The sequence below is a fragment of the Micromonospora sp. NPDC002575 genome (genome assembly GCF_042889525.1).
In the GTDB taxonomy this organism is placed as follows: domain Bacteria; phylum Actinomycetota; class Actinomycetes; order Mycobacteriales; family Micromonosporaceae; genus Micromonospora; species Micromonospora carbonacea.
On sequence record NZ_JBIARA010000025.1, the window covers coordinates 62,913 to 80,508 of the forward strand.

Below are 17,596 nucleotides of genomic sequence, written 5' to 3' on the forward strand. Positions count from 1 at the left end.
GACGCCGGGGCGGCCGTGGAAACGATTGCCCGACTGGCACGGGACGGCAAGGCCGAAGTGCCGGTTTATGCGATCGGCGCGGACCGGCAAGTGGCCACCCGGCCATTCGAGGTCGCCGGATCGCCACTTTTCGTCGCCGAAGGGATATTCGCCGCCGAGATCGTCGAGGAATGCCGGCGGCGCGGGCTGCTCGCCGGGGCGTACGCGCTGCGCCGGCCGCGCGGCACCACCTTCCTCCGGCGGCTCTCCCGCGACCTGGCCGAGCAGCGCAAGGCCCCCCGGGTGCTGCTGCGGCGCGGGCTGGCCCTGCTGCGCGCGGAGCCGGCGGTGCTGCGCCGCCAGGCGGGGCTCGGCGCCCGTCCGGCCCCCGCCCGCGAGGTGCTGCGCCGGGTGGCCGACCTGCTCGCCGGCCACCCGCACCACCCCTGATCAGCCCAGCAGCTTCGCGTACGCCGGCTTGATCACCTCGTCGATGATCACCAGCCGCTCGTCGAACGGGATGAACGCGCTCTTCATCGCGTTGATCGTGAACCACTGGAGTTCCTTCCAGCCGTAGCCGAAGGCCTCCGCCAGCAGCGCCATCTCCCGCGACATCGAGGTGCCGCTCATCAGCCGGTTGTCGGTGTTCACCGTGACCCGGAACCGCAGGTCACGCAGCAGCCCGATCGGGTGCTCGGCGATCGACGCCGCCGCGCCGGTCTGCACGTTCGACGACGGGCACAGCTCCAGCGGGATCCGCTTGTCCCGCACGTACGCGGCCAGCCGGCCCAGCGTCGGCCGGTCGTCGCCGGGGGTGATGTCGTCGACGATCCGCACCCCGTGGCCGAGGCGGTCCGCGCCGCACCACTGGATGGCCTGCCAGATCGACGGCAGCCCGAACGCCTCGCCGGCGTGGATGGTGAAGTGGAAGTTCTCCCGCTGGAGGTACTCGAACGCGTCGAGGTGCCGGGTGGGCGGGAAGCCCGCCTCCGCCCCGGCGATGTCGAAGCCCACCACCCCGGCGTCGCGGTGCCGCACGGCCAGCTCGGCGATCTCCTGCGACCGGGCGGCGTGCCGCATGGCGGTGAGCAGGGTGCCCACCCGGATCGGGTGGCCGGCGTCGGCGGCGAGCGCCGCGCCCTCGGCGAACCCGGCGACGACCGCCTCGACCACCTCGTCCAGGGTCAGGTCCCGTTCCAGGTGCTGCTCGGGGGCGAACCGCACCTCGGCGTAGACGACCCCGTCGGCGGCCAGGTCCAGGGCGCACTCCCGGGCCACCCGGCGCAGCGCGGGCGCGGTCTGCATGACGGCGACGGTGTGGGCGAACGTCTCCAGGTACCGCTCCAGCGAACCGGAGTCCGCCGCCTCGACGAACCAGCGACCGAGCGCACCGGGGTCGGTGGTGGGCAGCTCGTGGCCAGCCTCGGCAGCCAGTTCGACGATCGTCGCCGGCCGCAGGCCGCCGTCGAGGTGGTCGTGCAGCAACGCCTTGGGAGCCTTGACGATGTCCTCGTATGAGATTGCGACCATGCTGAGACCCTAGTGGCCACCGGCCGGGCCGCCCGACGCGACCGGCTGGGAGGATGGCGCGGTGATGGACCCCCGCATCGTCGGCCGGCTGCGCTGCCCGGTCTGCGCGGAACCGCTCACCGAGGCCGCCACCGGGACCGCCCGGGCGTTGCGCTGCCCGCGCCGGCACAGCTTCGACGTGGCCCGCCAGGGGTACGTCGACCTGCTCGCCGGCCGGGCCCCGCACGCGGGCGACACCGCCGAGATGGTGGCCGCCCGGGCCGACTTCCTCGCCGCCGGGCACTACGACCCGGTCTCGGACGCGCTCGCCGCCGCCGCGCGCGCGGCGCTGGAGGACACGTTCGTGGCCGACGAGGCGCGGGACGGCCCGGCGATTGGCCGCCCGGCGGTCGACGGACCGGCGGCGGACGGACCGGTCGCCGGCGTCCCCGCTCCGCAGGCCCTTTGCTCTGCACCCACCGACGCAGCGGTGACGGTGGGTGACCGCTGCGCATGCGGGTGCAGAGCAAATGAGGCGCAAGCAGTCAGTCGCCCCGGCGCGCGACACGCCGGGGCCGCCGACGCCGCCGGGGCCGCCGGGGCCGCCGACGCCGACGCCGCCGCCCGTGCGCACGGCGCCGTCGGGGCGTACCCGCTGGTCGTGGACGCCGGTGCGGGCACGGGCCGGCACCTCGCCGCGGTGCTGGCGGCGCTGCCCGACGCCGTGGGCCTGGCCCTGGACGTCTCCAAGCCGGCGCTGCGCCGGGCGGCGCGGGCCCACCCGCGCGCGGCGGCGGCGCTCGCCGACACCTGGCGGCGGCTCCCGCTGGCCGACGGCAGCGTCGCCGTGCTGCTCGACGTCTTCGCCCCGCGCAACGGCGCGGAGTTCCACCGGGTGCTCCACCCGGCCGGCGTGCTGCTCGTGGTCACCCCGGCCAAGGACCACCTCGCCGAGCTGGTCGACGCGCTCGACCTGCTGAAAGTCGACCCCGACAAGACGGACCGGGTCGCCGGGAGCCTGGCCGGCCACTTCGGCCAGGCCACCGAGAGCGTGCTGCGGGCCCGGCTGGAACTGACCGGGCCGGAGGTGGCCACGCTGGTCGGGATGGGGCCGAGCGCCCGGCACACGGACCCGGCCGTCCTCGCCGCCCGGATCGCCGCCCTGCCCGAGCCGGTCGGGGTGACCCTCGCGGTCCGGCTCGGCGTGTACCGGCCCCGGTGAACGCGGCGTCGCCCCTCAGGTGGACAGGTCGACCTCTTCCCAGCCCGGCGGCTCGTCGTGGTAGGGCCCGCGCAGGACCACCGCCCACTCCAGCGCCCACCGGCGCTGGCCGATCGCGTTGGCGTCGACCAGGCCGGGCCGCGACCGCCCGTCGCGCTCCAGTTCCAGGTACGCCCAGTCGAGGCAGTAGTGCAGGTCGAGCAGGGCCGCCGCGTCGGCCGGGTGCTGGGGCGCGGCCAGGATGCGGGAGCGCCAGTGCGCGAAGGTCTCCCCGCCCGCGATGTGCGGCAGCCGCTCCACCAGCCGCTCGTCGACCGGCAGCGTCGGGTCGAGCTGCTTGGTCAGGCCGAGCACCCAGGCCAGCGAGAACAGCGCGTCGTGGTGCAGCACGAACGACCGGTGGTCGCCCCGGCCGCCCATCACGAACTGCCACTCGGGCGGGGTGACCATGTCGACCAGGTGGGAGTTGAGCAGCCAGCTCATCGCCGCCTGCGCGGGCATGCCGAAGCACCGGGCCAGGATCACGTGCAGCACGGCGATGCGCGCCTCGATCTCGACGGTCGGCCGCAGCTCGATCTCGTCGCCCGGCTCCCACACCAGCGGGAACTGCTCCGGTGGCAGCGGCAACCCCAGCCGGGACAGCTCGTCCAGGCTGGCGTCACGGACCTCTCTCGGGTCGGGAGCGGGTACGGGCACGGCTCAGACCCCTGTCAGTCGCATCGGCTAAGCGCCGGTCGTCCCCTGGCCTGGGAGAATAGCGGTTAACGGCGGTCGGCACCACGGCAGCCGGGCACCGGGGCGGGCGCGGGCGACGGGTCAGCCGATCCGCTCGATGACCAGCGGCTTCGCCGCCGGGGCGGTCGGCGAGATCCGTACCGCCCGGGCGGCCTCGGCCAGCGCCGCCGGGATCCGGGCCGCGTGCTCGGCGCGCAGCTCGTACAGCGGCTCGCCGGCCCGCACCGGGTCGCCGGGGCGCTTGTGCAGCACCACCCCCGACGGGACGCTGACCGGGTCCTCCTTGCGGGCGCGGCCCGCGCCGAGCCGCCAGGCGGCCACCCCGATCGCGTACGCATCGACCGACGCCACGAAGCCGTCGGCGTCGGCGCGGACCACCTCCACCTCGGGCGCGGTGGGCATGGGCGCGTCCGGGTCGCCGCCCTGGGCGCGGACCATCGCCCGCCAGGCGTCCATGGCGCGGCCGTCGCGCAGCGCCGCGCCGGGGTCGGCGTCGCGCAGCCCCGCCGCGTCGAGCATCTCCCTGGCCAGGGCGAGGGTCAGCTCCACCACGTCGGCGGGCCCGCCGCCGGCCAGCACCTCGACCGACTCGGTGACCTCGACGGCGTTGCCGACGGCCAGCCCGAGCGGGGTGGACATGTCGGTGAGCAGGGCGACCGTGTTCACGCCGTGCGCGCCGCCCAGCTCGACCATCGTGCGGGCCAGCTCGCGGGCGTCGTCGACGGACTTCATGAACGCCCCGGAGCCGACCTTCACGTCGAGGACCAGCGCGCCGGTGCCCTCGGCGATCTTCTTGCTCATGATCGAGCTGGCGATCAGGGGGATCGCCTCGACGGTGCCGGTGACGTCGCGCAGCGCGTACAGCTTGCGGTCGGCCGGGGCGAGGCCCGCGCCCGCCGCGCAGATCACCGCGCCCACCTCGCGGAGCTGGCGGATGAACTCGTCGTTGGTCAGCGCGGCCCGCCAGCCCGGGATCGACTCCAGCTTGTCCAGCGTGCCGCCGGTGTGGCCGAGCCCGCGCCCGGAGAGCTGCGGCACCGCGCCGCCGCAGGCCGCGACCAGCGGGGTGAGCGGAAGCGTGATCTTGTCACCGACGCCGCCGGTGGAGTGCTTGTCGACGGTCGGCCGCTCGACGGCGGACAGGTCCAGCCGCTCGCCGCTGGCGATCATCGCGGCGGTCCACCGGGCGATCTCCGGCGCGGTCATCCCGCGCAGCAGGATCGCCATGGCCAGCGCCGACATCTGCTCGTCGGCGACCAGGCCCTTCGTGTACGCGTCGACGACCCAGTCGATCTGGCCGTCGCCCAGCACCCCGCCGTCCCGCTTCGCGCGGATGACGTCCACCGCCGTGAAGGCACTCATCAGTTCTCAACCACCCCAGCGAATAGGGATCTCCTGCGGCGGCTCGCCCTCGCCGGCCCAGAAGATGGTGCCGGTCGCGTCCACCACCACCACACGCGGGGTGCGGGCGAGCCCCCAGGCGACCGCCTCGGCCGCCTCGTCCCAGCTCGGGCCCTCCTCCAGCACGCCGGTCTCGGCGTCCTCGGTGTCCCCGGCCGACCGCTCCCAGTACGCCGTCCACACCTGCTGCCCCGCCGACAGGTCGGCGTGCACGAAGACGGTGCCCCGCCCCCGCCAGGCGGCCAGCCGGTCCGGCACCACGGGCACCGGCCGTTCGCCGGTCACCGCCTCCAGGTCGGCCACGTCGAAGGCGTGCGGCAGCAGCTCGGCCATGGTCAGCGGGCCGTCCTTGGCCTCGACGAGGCACTGCGGGCCGCCCTGTTCCCAGAGCAGTTGCCGGCACCGGCCGCACGGCATCAGCGGCTCGCCGGTGGCGTCGACGCAGGACAGGGCGACGATCCGGCCGCCGCCGGTGGCGTGCAGCGACGAGACCACCCCGCACTCGGCGCAGAGCACCACCCCGTACGCGGCGTTTTCCACGTTGCAGCCGACCACGACGCGGCCGTCGTCGACGAGGGCGGCGGCCCCGACGGGGAACTTCGAGTACGGCACGTACGCGTGCCGCATCACCTCGGTGGCGGCGGCCCGCAGGCGCTCCCAGTCGATCTCGGTCATTCCACCATTCTGCCCAATTCGTGCTGGTCGGCCCCACCAAGGGTGCCGCCGGACGGGGTGCCGGCGTCAGCCCTTGATGTACGGCTTGCCGTCGGCGGCGGGCGCGCGGACCCGGCCGACGAGCCCGGCCACGGCCAGCATGGTCGCCAGGTACGGCAGCATCGCCAGGAACTGGCTCGGGATGCCGCTGCCGATCGCGCCGAGGTACGTGCCGAGCTGGTCGGCGAAGCCGAAGAAGAGCGCCGCGAGCAGCGCGCCCGTGGGGCTCCACCGGCCGAAGATCAGCGCGGCGAGGGCGATGAAGCCCTTGCCGCCGATCATGTTCTTGGTGAACGAGTAGAGCGCGAGCGTGTACGACGCCCCACCGATCCCGGCCACCACCCCGGCCAGCAGCACGTTGCGGTAGCGCACCCGCAGCACCTTCACGCCGAGGGTGTCGGCGGCGGTCGGGTGCTCGCCGACGGCCCGCGTCCGCAGCCCCCACCGGGTGCGGAACAGCGCGATGTGGATGACCAGCACCAGCAGCAGGCCGAGGTAGAGGAAGAGGTTGCTGCGGAACAGCGCCGGCCCGAGCACCGGGATGTCGGAGAGCAGCGGGATCTCCCAGGTGCCGAACCGGGGGGCGGAGTTGTACTTCTGCGCGTCGGTCTGCATCAGCCGCTCGTAGAGGAAGCCGGTGACGCCGACGGCCAGCAGGTTCAGCACGATGCCCATGACGACCTGGTCGACCAGGTAGCGGATGGCGAACACGGCCAGCAGCAGCGAGATGAACGCGCCGCCGACCGCGGCGGCGACCAGGCCCACCCACACGCTGCCGGAGAGGCTGCCGAACAGCGCGCCGCTGAACGCGCCCATCAGCAGCTGGCCCTCGATGGCCACGTTGACCACGCCGGACCGTTCGCAGAGGACCCCGGCGAGGGCGCCGAAGATCAGCGGCAGGGCCAGGACGAACGTGCCGCGCACCATGTTGACCATCGGCATGAAGTTGCGCCCCTCGGGGGCGGCCGAGACCTGCCAGCACAGGAACGACAGCACGAAGGCGACGATCCCGACCCCGAGGAGCGTGGTGAGCCAGCGCTTGGGCACCCCGGCGAGCAGGGCCACGCCGGCCGCCGTGGCGATGACGCCGAACAGGATCGCGCCGATCGTGCCGTCGATCTCCAGCGCCGCGCCGCCGTCGGTCTCGCTGAGGGTGAAGCGGGCCTGCTGGTCGGTGGCGAGGGCCCCGAAGGCCACCGTCGCGACGACCCCGAGCGCCAGCAGCACCGCCCCGATCTTTCGGGTACGGGTCCAGAAGCCCTCGTCGACCTGGGCCACCGCCACGTCCGGGACAGCCATGGTTGACATGCCTTACCAGCCCTTCGCCAGGCTCGTCTGCAACCGGGCGGCGCGGGCGGCCCGGAGCTGGAAGATCGCCTTCACCAGGGCCGGCGCGGCGATGAAGATGACGATCAGCGCCTGGAGCACGGTGACCAGCTCCAGGGAGATGCCCGCGTACCCCTGCATCCGGTTGCCGCCGGCCTGGAGCGCGCCGAACAGCAGCGCGGCCAGCAGCACGCCCCACGGCTTCACCCGGCCCAGCAGGGCCACCAGGATGCCGTCGAAGCCGATCTGCGCGACCACCAGCGGGGTGAGCGCGTTCGCGGTCGAGCCGAGCACCATCTGGCTGCCGCCGAGGCCGGCGAGCAGGCCGGCGATGGCCATCATCAGCACGTACGTGCGGGGGACGCTGATGCCGGCGGTGCGGGCCGCGTCCGGGTTGGCGCCCACGGCGCGCAGCTCGAAGCCGAACGTGGAGCGGTTGAGCAGCCAGGCGACGAACCAGGTGGCCAGGACCGCGAGCAGGATGCCGGCGTGCACCCGCAGGTTGTCGCCGAGCAGCCGGGGGAACTGGGCGGAGGCGTCGACGGGCCGGCTGATGGCGTCGGCCCGGTTCGGGTTCTGCACGCCGCTCTGGACGATGATCCAGGAGAGGAAGTACAGCGCGACGTAGTTGAGCATGATCGTGTTGATCACCTCGTGGGCGCCGGTGCGCGCCTTGAGGATGCCCGGGATGAAACCCCAGAGCGCGCCGCCGGCCGCGCCCGCGAGCACGGCGACGAGCAGGTGCAGCACCGGGGGCAGCGGCAACAGGAAGCCGGCCAGCGCGGCGATGATGACGCCCATGGTGGCCTGGCCCTGCGCGCCGATGTTGAACAGGCCGCCCCGGAAGGCGAGCGCCACCGACAGGCCGGTGAACACCAGCGGGGCCGTGTAGGTCAGCGTCTCCGAGATCGGGCTGAGCGCGGCGGTGAAGCCGGACGCCTCCGGGTCGAAGATCGCGCCCTTGAACAGGTTCGCGTACGCCTCGCTGACCACCGCCCAGCTGGAGTTCAGCGCGTCGGACGGTCGGGCGGTGATGTAGCCGTACGTGGCCAGCACGTCCGGGTCCGAGACGATGATCAGCACGGCGCCGACGAGCATCGCCAGCAGCACCGCGAGCACCGTGACGGTCACCGTGTTGGCCGCCCACAGGTTGTCCAGGAACAGCCGGCCCAGGGACGGGCGGGGCTCCTGCGCCGGCCGCTTCGGCGCGGTGGCCGTCGCGGCGCGGTCGACGCCGCCGGCCGCCACCTGCGCGGCCTGCGCCTCGGTCGCCGGCTCCTTGTCGGGCGAGCCCGACGCCGGGTTGGGGTTGCTCATGCCTCGTCCTCGCTACCGGGGCCGTCGGGGGCCGGGGTCGCCGCGTCGCCGGCCCGCTGACGTGCCCCGGGGGCCGGGGTCGCCGGGTCGGCCGCCGGATCGCCGGCGGGGGCCGCGTCGGGGGTGATGCCGGCCATCAGCAGGCCGATCTCCTCGCGGGGGGTGTCGGGGCCGACGATGCCGATGACCCGGCCGCGGTACATGACCGCGATCCGGTCGGCCAGGCCGATCACCTCGTCCAGCTCGCTGGAGACGACCAGGACGGCGGTGCCCACGTCCCGTTCCCGGATGACCCGGGAGTGGATGAACTCGATGGAGCCGACGTCGACGCCGCGGGTCGGCTGGGCGGCGATGAAGAGCTTCAGCGGCCGGGACAGCTCCCGCGCCACGATCACCTTCTGCTGGTTGCCGCCGGAGAGGGTGCCGACCGGCGCGTCCGCCGAGGGGGTACGGACGTCGAACTGCTCGATCCGTTCCCGCGCCGAGGACGCGATGGCGTCGGGTTGCAGGGACAGGCCCCGGCCGAAGGGCGGCCGGTCGTAGATGTCCAGCACCAGGTTCTCGGCGACGCTGAACTCCTTGACCAGGCCGTCGACGCTGCGGTCCTCGGGGACGTAGCCCACCCCGGCGCGCAGCACCTTCTTCGTCGGCCAGCGGTGCACCTGCTCGCCGTCGAGGGTGACCGTGCCGGCGAGGACGGGCCGCAGGCCCATGATCGCCTCGATCAGCTCGGTCTGCCCGTTGCCCTGCACGCCGGCCACGCCGAGGACCTCGCCCGCGTGCACGGTCAGGTCGACCCCGTCGACCGCGCGGATCTGCCGGTCGTCGTCGACGACCAGGCCGGCGACCTCCAGGATCGGCTTGCCGGGGGTGGCGGGCTGCTTGTCCACGGTCAGCCGGACGCTGCGGCCCACCATCAGGGCGGCCAGCTCGTCGCGGCTGGCGGTCGGCGAGGCGGTGCCGACGGTCTTCCCGCGCCGGATCACGGTGATCCGGTCGGCGATGGCCTTGACCTCGCCGAGCTTGTGGGTGATGAAGACGATCGACTTGCCGGCGGCCTTGAGCGACCGCATGACCGTCAGCAGCTCCTCGGTCTCCTGCGGGGTGAGCACGGCCGTCGGCTCGTCGAGGATCAGCAGGTCGACGTCCCGGGTGAGGGCCTTGACGATCTCCACCCGCTGCTGGATGCCGACCGGCAGGTCCTCGATCACCGCGTCCGGGTCGACGCGCAGGTTGTAGCGCTGCGAGACCTCGGCGACCTCGCGCCGGGCCCGCCGCCGGTCGAGGAACCCGGCGATGCCGCCCCTGACCTGCTCGGCGCCGAGCATGACGTTCTCGGCCACGGTGAAGACCGGCACCAGCATGAAGTGCTGGTGCACCATGCCGATCCCGGCCGCGATCGCGTCGGACGGCCCCTTGAGCTTCAGCGGCGCGCCGTCGACCAGGATCTCGCCCTCGTCGGGCTGGTAGAGCCCATAGAGGACGTTCATCAGGGTCGACTTGCCGGCGCCGTTCTCGCCGAGCAGGGCGTGGATCTCTCCAGGCTCCACCGTCAGGTCGATGTGGTCGTTGGCGACCAGATCACCGAACCGCTTGGTGATGCCGCGCAGTTCGAGTCTCAGCGCAACCTCCTGGAGTGCGAGCGATGGTGCAGCGTAGCCGCTGCCGAGCCGCCGGTCACCGGGTCCGCCCGGGCGTCGGATGGTGCGGACCGGCCGCCCCGACCACGCGGGTGGTGTCCCCGCGTACGTCGAGGCGGCCGGTCGTCGTGCCTGGGGTCCCGCCGGCCCGCCGCCGGGAGCGCGGCGCAGCTGGCGGGGCGGTCACTTGGCCGGCTGGGCCTTCGAGGTGACCGTGATGGTGCCGGCGGCGATGTCGGCCTTGAGCTTCTCGACCTCGGCCTTCAGGTCCGCCGGGACCTTGCTTTCGAACTCGTGGTACGGGGCGATCGACACGCCGTTGTTGGCGAGCGTGCCCACGAAGCCGGGGGTGGCCTGGAGCTTCTCCCCGCCGGCGGCCTTGACCACGGCCTCCTTGACGGCGTCGGCGATGTTCTTGACCACGGTGGTCAGCAGCGCCGGGCAGTTCGGGGTGCTCTCGCAGCCGTCGGCGTCGACCCAGATGACCGAGTACTTGCCGCCGGAGGCCTGCGCCGCCGCGGTGGTGCCGAGGCCCGCGCCGCCGGCGACCGGCATGATGATGTCCGCGTTCTGGGCGACCAGCGTGTCGGAGACCTTCTTGCCCTCGTCCTGCTTGACGAAGTCGTTGGTGAAGGAGCCCTTCTGGGTTTCCTTGTTCCAGCCCAGGACCTGGACGTTCTTGCTCTTGGTCTTGTTGTAGTACGCCACGCCGTCGGCGAAGCCGTCCATGAAGATCGTCACGGGCGGGATCGGCAGGCCGCCGTAGGTGCCGACCTTGCCGGTCTTGCTCATCCCGGCGGCCAGGTAGCCGGCCTGGAACGCGGCCTGGGCGGTGTCGAACTGCATCGGGTAGACGTTCGACTCCGGCAGCTTCGAGTCGACGATGCCGAACTGCTGGTTGGGGTTCGCCTTCGCGATCTTCGAGGTCGCGTCGCCCATCAGCCCACCGACGGCCAGGATGAAGTCGCACTTCTGGTTGACGAACTGGGTCAGGTTGACCTCGTAGTCCGCCTCGGCCTTCGACGCGACGTACTTGATGTCGATGTTGCTGTTGGCCTTCTTGGCCTCCTCCAGGCCCTTCCAGGCGGAGGTGTTGAACGACTTGTCGTCGATGCCGCCGACGTCGGTCACCATGCAGGCGCTGTACTTCTTGGCGCCGGCGTCACCCGCGCCGTTGTCGTCCTTGGGGGCCTCACCACACGCGGCGGCGCCCAGCACGAGCCCACCCGCCACGAAGGCGGAGGCGATCCGCATCCCACGCACAGAGCGCAAGACGTCTCCTTCCCATTGCACACCGCTCTGCGCGGTGGCAGCCCTTGAGCCGGCCTGCTTTGTGGCCGCCGGCGTCCCACGTTACGGACGGGAGCGTACGCCCGCGCCCACCCACCGGCCGACAATCGTGCACGACTGTTGAGTGCCTGTTACCCCTACGTAACCCTTGGGTGGGGCACATCACTTCTCGTGCCGGTAGTGGACCGGTCGGGCGTCACGAACGTCCGGTTCCCGCAGCCTCTCCCCTGGCCAGGGCGTTACCGCCAGAAGACCGCCACCGCCGCGTTGACCAGGGTCAACCCGACGATCGCGAGGAAGTGGCCGCGGTTGACCGTCTCCCGCTTACGGGAGAAGAAGACCATGACAAAGATCAGCAGCGCGAGCACCAACTTGGTAACAAGTTTGGCGGGGGCCGGTTCGTCGCCGTCGCGCAACGGGGCGGACAGCCCGATTCCGGTCAGCAGGCCGATGACCGACCCCCAGAGCATGGCCGGACTGATCCGCAGCCGGCCCGCGACGTACTGGGTGATCGCGCCGCCGAGCAGCAGCGCGAACCCGATCAGGTGAACGTAGAGGAGTACCAGGCGAAGAGCTTCCATCCGGCCATCCTCCCCCATCAACGACGTCCTGTAGTAGGGGCACCCGCCCCCACACGCTGTCCCCGCAGGCAAGGAAGGGCCCCCTGTTAACACCTCTCGTGAGAGGGGTCCCCTTCTCTACCGAAAGCGTTAATAGGGGGCCCTTCCTTACCTCTACACGTGCCAGACCTGGAAGGTGGGCCCGTCGGCCGGGAGGGTCACCGTGCCGTCGGCGTCCGGGCGCAGCGCCGGGGCGCCCCCGTAGGCGTTCTCCCCCGCCGGCAGGCCGGCGATCCGCAGCGGGGCGCCGGCCGCGCGCCGGGCCAGCACCAGCACGCCGCCGGTGGGCGTCTCGCGGAGGAAGACCAGCGTGTCCGCGTCGACGTGCACCCAGCGCAGGCCGCCGTGGCGCAGCGCCGGCTCGGCGCGGCGCAGGGCGATCAGCCTCCGGTACGCGGCGAACGTGCCCGCGTCCCAGGCGTCCGGCCGGTGCCACGGCATCGGGGTACGCGAGCCCTCCCCGTTCGCCCCGGTCAGCCCCAGCTCGTCCCCGGCGAAGATCACCGGGGTGCCCGGCATGGTGGCGAGCAGCCCGGCGGCCACCTCCTGCCGGGCCGCGTCGCCGACCACGGTGCGGATCCGGGCCGAGTCGTGCGAGCCGAGGAGCTGCCACGAGTGCACGTACGACCGCCAGGAGACCAGCGACCGGTAGGTGTCCATGGTGGCCCGCACGGCGTGCGCGTCGCGCCGCCGCACCCCGCCGGGGGTGCCGAGGAAGTTCGGCACCGGCTCGGAGCCGTGGCCCAGGCGGGAGTCGTGGCGCAGCCAGGACCAGACCGGGTCGGTGAAGCCGACGTAGTTCATCGTGCCGTGCCAGCCGTCGCGGTCCAGGTCGCCGGTGTGGTCGTGGCCGTGCTCGGCGAGCACCAGCCCGTCGGGGCGGGTTTGCGCCACCACCTCGCGCAGCAGCCGCGCCACCTCGTGGGTGTACGCGTCCGCGCCGCGCCGCCCGGTCATGTTCGCCACGTCGACCCGCCACCCGTCGAGCGAGTACGGCGGGCGCAGCCAGCGGCGCAGCAGCGAGTCCTCGGCGGTGGCGAAGCGGCGGCGCAGCTCCGCGCTGCCCCAGTTGAGCTTCGGCAGCGACTTCACCCCGTTCCACGACTCGTAGTCCCCGCTGGCCGGGTCGAAGTAGTACAGCTCCCGCTCGGGGGCGGTCACGTCGGAGACGGCGGCGGTGAACCAGTGGTGGGCGTCGCCGGTGTGGTTGCTGGTGATGTCGCCGAGCAGCCGCCAGCCCCGCGCGTGCACCGCCTCGGCGAGCCGGGCCAGCGCGGCGTCCCCGCCGAGCAGCGGGTCGACGGTGTCGAAGCTGGCCGCGTCGTAGCGGTGGTTGGATCTGGCCGGGAAGATCGGGGTGAGGTAGACGGTGTTGACGCCGAGCCGGTCCAGGTGGTCGAGCCGTTCGGCGATGCCGTCGAGGTCGCCGCCGTAGAACTGGCGGGGGGTGTGCGGGCCGCGCCCGATCACGGGGGTGTCCCAGTCGCAGGGGATGGCCCAGTCCGGGGCGGCGCGGCCGTCGGCGGCGGCGGAGCGGGCGAACCGGTCGGGGAAGATCTGGTAGATCACCGCGTCGCGGGCCCAGGCCGGCGGCGGGGCGTGGCTGACCAGCCTGAAGTCGCCGTGGTCGGGCACGTCGTGGTCGGCGAGGCCGGCGGCGGTGAGCCAGCGGTAGTCGCCGCGGGCGTCGGTGAGCATGAACCGGTAGTTGCTCACCGGGTTGCGTACCTCGACGTCGGCGCGCCACCAGACGTCGGAGCCGGTGCGGCGGTCGACGACGGCCTCGGCGAAGCGCGGCTCGCCGTCGGGGGTGCTGCGCACGTGCACGGCGCGCACGTCGGCCCCGGCGGGGACCCGGACGAAGACGGGGACGGTCTGCCCGAGGGCGGGTTCCTGCTCGGGCACGTAGGCGGCGGAGCCGTCGTGGTGTGGTGACAGATGCATGGGTTCACCTCGGAGCCGAGGAGGCTCAGCCCTTGACCGCTCCGGCGGTGAGGCCGGAGACGATGTACCTCTGGAGGAGCTGGAAGACCAGAACGGTGGGGATGGCGGTGAGCAGGGTGCCCGCCGCGAACATCCCGAAGTTGTTGTTGCGCTCGCCGGCGACCAGGCCGAACATGCCGACGGCGAGGGTCTTCGATTCGGTGTCGGTCAGGAACACGTTGGCGATCATGAACTCGTTGATCGTGCCGATGAACGACAGCAGGGCGGTCACCGCCAGGATCGGCGCCACCAGCGGCAGCATGATCCGGAAGAAGACCTGGGCGTGCGACGCGCCGTCCATCGTGGCGGACTCGTCCAGCTCCCGGGGCAGCGTGTCGAAGAAGCCCTTCATCAGCCAGGTGTTCACGCCGAGCGCGCCGCCCATGTAGAGCAGGAACAGGCCCCAGGGGGTGTTGAAGCCGATCGCCGGCCACAGGTCGGTGACCGTGGTGAAGATCAGGAAGATCGCCACGATCGCCAGGAACTGCGGGAACATCTGGATCAGCAGCAGGGTGAGCAGCCCGACCCGGCGGCCGGCGAAGCGCATCCGGGAGAACGCGTACGCCGCCAGCGAGGACAGGAAGATGGACACGAAGCTGGCCAGCCCGGCGATCAGCAGCGAGTTGACGAACCAGTGCCCGAACGCCGTGTCGGCGAACAGGTTGGCGAAGTTCTCGCCCGACACCCCGCCGGTCGGCACGAGGGAGGTCGACGACAGCGTGCCGAGCGGGTTGAGCGCCGCCGAGAGCACGAACAGGATCGGGAAGAGGCTGAACGCCACGGCCAGCACCCCGACGACGTGTCGCCAGCCGACCTGGGCCAGCCAGCGGCTGCGCCGCCGGCCGGCGGTGTCGCGGTGGACGGCCGGGGTGTGCGTGTGGGTGGTCACGAGTACACCTCCTCCTGCTTGCGGGTGTTGCGGAAGCTGATCGCCGACACCGTCGCCACGATCGCGAAGATGAAGATCGACACTGCCGCCGCCATGCCGAACTCCGCGCCCTGCGCGCCGAAGGCCAGGCGGTACGTGTAGGTGATCAGCAGGTCGGTCGCCCCGTTGCTCGGGTTGTCCGCCGGGAACGGGCCGCCCTCGGTGGTCAGCCAGATCGCGTTGATGTTGTTGAAGTTGTACGCGAACGACGCGATCAGCAGCGGCGAGAGCGCGACGAGCAGCAGCGGCAGGGTGACCGCGCGGAACGACTGCCAGGGCGACGCGCCGTCGACCGAGGTGGCCTCGGTCAGCTCCTTGGGGATGGCCTGGAGCGCGCCGGTGGCGACCAGGAACATGTACGGGTAACCCAGCCAGAGCTGCACCAGCAGCACCGCCGCCCGCGCCGACCAGTCCTGGCCGAACCAGTCGACGCCGAGCCCGAACAGGTTGTTGATCAGCCCGAAGTCGGTGTTGAACATGTCCCGCCAGACCAGCAGCATCGCGAACGACGGCATGGCGTACGGCAGGATCAGCAGCACCCGGTAGAGGTTGGTGCCGCGCATCCGGGGCGAGTGCAGGGCCAGCGCGATGGCCATGCCCAGCAGGAAGGTGAACCCGGTGGAGCCGATCGCGAAGGCGAAGTTCCACAGCAGGGTGCCGAAGAACGGCCCGGAGATGTTCGGGTCGGTGAGCACCCGGGTGAAGTTCTCCAGCCCGACGGTGACCTTCCAGCCCTGCGCGAGGCGCTCGCCGTCGGCGGCGACGAACGAGCCGGTCTGCTCGTCCGCGGTCCACCGCTTGCCGCTCTCGCTGTCGGTGACGCAGTCGCACCCGGCGTCGTACGCCCGGATGGCCCGGCCCTCGTAGGCGCGGGACAGGCCGGAGGAGCGCAGCGCGCCCCCGGCGGTCGGCACCACCAGGTCGGTGATCTCCTGGCTGCGGGCGCTGGCCTGGCCGAAGTTGAGCACGGTGTAGCCGTCGGCGGCGGTGACCCGGCCGCCGGGGGCGACGGTGACGTCGGCGGCGTCGAGGCGGCGCAGCCCGTCGGCGTCACCGGCGGAGACGACGCCGGTGGCCGGGTCGGTGACCAGGAAGACCAGCGCTCCGGTGGCCGGGTCGCCCGCGGTGGCGACGGACAGGGCGTACTCGGTGGAGCCGGGGACCTGCTGCACCGAGGCGCTCTGGATCGCGACGATGGCGTCGTCCTTGCTGCCCCGGTGGCCGTCGCCGAAGTTCGTGAAGGCGGTGCTGGCGGTGTAGAGCACCGGGAAGACCTGGAAGGCGATCAGGAAGAGCGTGCCGGGGACCAGGTACTTCGCGGGGACGTGCCGGGGGGTGAGGTAGAGGTAGAACAGCCCGGCGGTGGTGGCCGCGAGCAGGGCCAGCCCGGCCCACTTCTCGGCCTCGACGAGCGGGAAGGCCGCCCAGAGCGCGATCCCGGCCACGAGGCCGAGCAGGACCACCTTGACGACGAGGCCGGTCGCGGTGATCGGCGTGTGGTGCCGCGCGGCGCGGGCGGTGCGCGGGAGCCCGGGGCCGGCGGGCCCCCGGCCCGGGGTCCGCGTGGACCCCGGGCCGGACAGCTTCGTGCTCATTACTTGATTTGGCCGGAGATCGTCTTGCCGGCCGCGGTGATCGTCTTGGCCGGGTCGGCGCCGCCGATGATCGCGGCCTCGGCCTTGCCGAACGGGTCCCAGATCGCGGCCATGGCCGGGATCGCGGGAAGCACCTGGCCGTTCCTGCCGGCCTCGGTGAACTTGGCCAGGTCGGGGTCGCTGCCCTTGACCTGGTCGAGCGCTGCCGTCAACGCCGGCGGGCGCGGCTCGGCGTTGTACAGGGCCACGGCCAGGTCCGGCTTGGTGGTGTAGTTCGCCACGAACTCCTGGGCGAGGGCCTTGTTCTTGCCCTTGGCGGCCACGTAGAACGCCTGGACGCCCACGAACGGCTGTGCTTCCTTGCCGCCGGCGAAGCCGGGGACCGGGGAGATGTCGTAGGAGATGTTGGCCTTCTTGGCGTCGGCGATGGCCCACGGCCCGGAGACCAGGAAGGCGCACTTCTTGCCGGTGAAGGTGGCGATCGAGTTCTCGGCGGTGATGGAGCGCTTGAGCGCGCCCTCGCCCTTCTCGCCGAGCTTCGCGATCTTCTGGAACGCGGCGATCGACTCCGGCTTGCCCACGCCCAGGTCCTTCGGGTCGTAGTCGCCGTTGGCGGCGGTGCCGAACAGGTAGCCGCCGGCCGAGGTGTACAGCGGGTAGATGTGGTACGCGTCGCCGTTCTGGCCGGACTGGAGGCAGAGGATCTCGCTGGCCTTCTTCTCGGCCTTGAGCTTCTTGCCGGCGGCGACCAGGTCCTCGATCGTCTTCGGGGCCTCGGGGGCCAGCTCGGTGTTGCGGATCAGCGCCAGGTTCTCCATGGCGTACGGCACGCCGTAGAGCTGGCCGTTGAAGGTGACGGCCCTGACGGCGGTCTCGTTGAAGCCGCTCTTCTGGTCGGCGGCGAGCTGCACCGGGTCGATCGCGCCGTTCTGGACCAGGTTGCCGATCCAGTCGTGCGCGCCGACCACGACGTCGGGGCCGCTGCCCTGCTGGGAGGCGGTGACGAAGTTGGTCTGCAGGTCCTTCGAGACGGCCTGCACCTCGACGGTCACGCCGTTGGCCTGGCCGAAGGACTCGGCGAACGGCTTCAGGGCGGCGGTGCGCTTGTCGTCGGCCCAGATCACCAGCTTCCCGCCGGTGGCCCCGGCGGACTCCTTCGCGGCCGGCGCGCTGCTGTCGTCGTCGCTGCCACCGCAGCCGGAGGCGGCCAGCGCCAGGCCGAGGACGGCGACCACACCCGCGGTACGGATGCGCATCGGTACTCCTGTCGTCATGGCGGCCCGCCGGGGGAAGGGCGGCCCGCCAGTGGAAACCTCGGTAAGTTCTTGCCAACCGGC

At 72.4% G+C, this 17,596-nt stretch carries 15 protein-coding genes; 2 read left to right on the forward strand and 13 right to left on the reverse strand.

Translation table 11 applies throughout. From position 1 onward, the window contains the following. The first annotated feature begins 90 nt into the window (after positions 1 to 90). Positions 91 to 429 (forward strand): hypothetical protein, encoded by a 339-nt coding sequence (locus tag ACFYWL_RS27770; RefSeq protein ID WP_386978537.1) that lies wholly within the window; start codon positions 91 to 93, stop codon positions 427 to 429. On the opposite strand, the gene ACFYWL_RS27775 is transcribed toward ACFYWL_RS27770, so the two are convergent. Further along, a complete protein-coding gene (locus ACFYWL_RS27775) occupies positions 430 to 1,509 on the reverse strand; it encodes an adenosine deaminase (protein ID WP_386978540.1) in 1,080 nt (359 codons plus the stop codon). 64 nt (positions 1,510 to 1,573) lie between these two features. Here ACFYWL_RS27775 and ACFYWL_RS27780 point away from each other — a divergent pair, with 64 nt between their 5' ends. Continuing rightward, positions 1,574 to 2,710: a putative RNA methyltransferase gene (locus ACFYWL_RS27780; RefSeq protein ID WP_386978610.1), complete on the forward strand. Its 1,137-nt coding sequence runs from the start codon at positions 1,574 to 1,576 to the stop codon at positions 2,708 to 2,710. A gap of 15 nt (positions 2,711 to 2,725) precedes the next feature. Here the strand turns inward: ACFYWL_RS27780 and ACFYWL_RS27785 are convergent, their stop codons facing one another. The 12 genes from ACFYWL_RS27785 to ACFYWL_RS27840 all read right to left on the reverse strand — a co-directional run bounded on the left by ACFYWL_RS27785 (position 2,726) and on the right by ACFYWL_RS27840 (position 17,515). Beyond that, complete coding sequence (locus ACFYWL_RS27785) at positions 2,726 to 3,406, reverse strand: DUF4272 domain-containing protein (RefSeq protein ID WP_386978543.1); 681 nt, start codon at positions 3,404 to 3,406, stop codon at positions 2,726 to 2,728. A gap of 120 nt (positions 3,407 to 3,526) precedes the next feature. Further along, entirely contained in the window at positions 3,527 to 4,807 is a 1,281-nt protein-coding gene (locus tag ACFYWL_RS27790) for a thymidine phosphorylase (protein WP_386978546.1), read from the reverse strand. A gap of 6 nt (positions 4,808 to 4,813) precedes the next feature. Next, positions 4,814 to 5,521, reverse strand: a complete 708-nt coding sequence (locus tag ACFYWL_RS27795; RefSeq protein WP_386978549.1) for a cytidine deaminase — start codon at positions 5,519 to 5,521, stop codon at positions 4,814 to 4,816. Between the two features lie 66 nt (positions 5,522 to 5,587). Further along, positions 5,588 to 6,868, reverse strand: a complete 1,281-nt coding sequence (locus ACFYWL_RS27800) for an ABC transporter permease (protein WP_386978552.1) — start codon at positions 6,866 to 6,868, stop codon at positions 5,588 to 5,590. A gap of 3 nt (positions 6,869 to 6,871) precedes the next feature. Beyond that, positions 6,872 to 8,203, reverse strand: a complete 1,332-nt coding sequence (locus ACFYWL_RS27805) for an ABC transporter permease (RefSeq protein ID WP_386978555.1) — start codon at positions 8,201 to 8,203, stop codon at positions 6,872 to 6,874. Further along, complete coding sequence (locus ACFYWL_RS27810) at positions 8,200 to 9,825, reverse strand: ABC transporter ATP-binding protein (RefSeq protein WP_386978613.1); 1,626 nt, start codon at positions 9,823 to 9,825, stop codon at positions 8,200 to 8,202. Before ACFYWL_RS27810 ends, ACFYWL_RS27805 begins: the two co-directional genes overlap by 4 nt. A gap of 201 nt (positions 9,826 to 10,026) precedes the next feature. Continuing rightward, positions 10,027 to 11,097, reverse strand: coding sequence for a BMP family protein (locus ACFYWL_RS27815; protein WP_386978616.1), 1,071 nt, complete (start codon positions 11,095 to 11,097; stop codon positions 10,027 to 10,029). A 275-nt stretch (positions 11,098 to 11,372) separates the two neighbouring features. Then, on the reverse strand, positions 11,373 to 11,714 hold the full coding sequence (locus ACFYWL_RS27820) for a hypothetical protein (RefSeq protein WP_386978558.1): 342 nt from the start codon (positions 11,712 to 11,714) through the stop codon (positions 11,373 to 11,375). A 153-nt stretch (positions 11,715 to 11,867) separates the two neighbouring features. Continuing rightward, on the reverse strand, positions 11,868 to 13,697 hold the full coding sequence (locus ACFYWL_RS27825) for a glycoside hydrolase family 13 protein (RefSeq protein WP_386978561.1): 1,830 nt from the start codon (positions 13,695 to 13,697) through the stop codon (positions 11,868 to 11,870). 25 nt (positions 13,698 to 13,722) lie between these two features. Continuing rightward, positions 13,723 to 14,625: a sugar ABC transporter permease gene (locus tag ACFYWL_RS27830; protein WP_386978564.1), complete on the reverse strand. Its 903-nt coding sequence runs from the start codon at positions 14,623 to 14,625 to the stop codon at positions 13,723 to 13,725. Beyond that, positions 14,622 to 16,259, reverse strand: coding sequence for an ABC transporter permease subunit (locus tag ACFYWL_RS27835; protein ID WP_386978567.1), 1,638 nt, complete (start codon positions 16,257 to 16,259; stop codon positions 14,622 to 14,624). Before ACFYWL_RS27835 ends, ACFYWL_RS27830 begins: the two co-directional genes overlap by 4 nt. Then, positions 16,259 to 17,515 carry an extracellular solute-binding protein gene (locus ACFYWL_RS27840; protein WP_386978570.1) on the reverse strand — a complete coding sequence of 419 codons (1,257 nt, stop codon included), beginning with the start codon at positions 17,513 to 17,515 and terminating at the stop codon, positions 16,259 to 16,261. The genes ACFYWL_RS27835 and ACFYWL_RS27840 overlap by 1 nt, the downstream gene beginning before the upstream one ends. Positions 17,516 to 17,596: the final 81 nt, after the last annotated feature.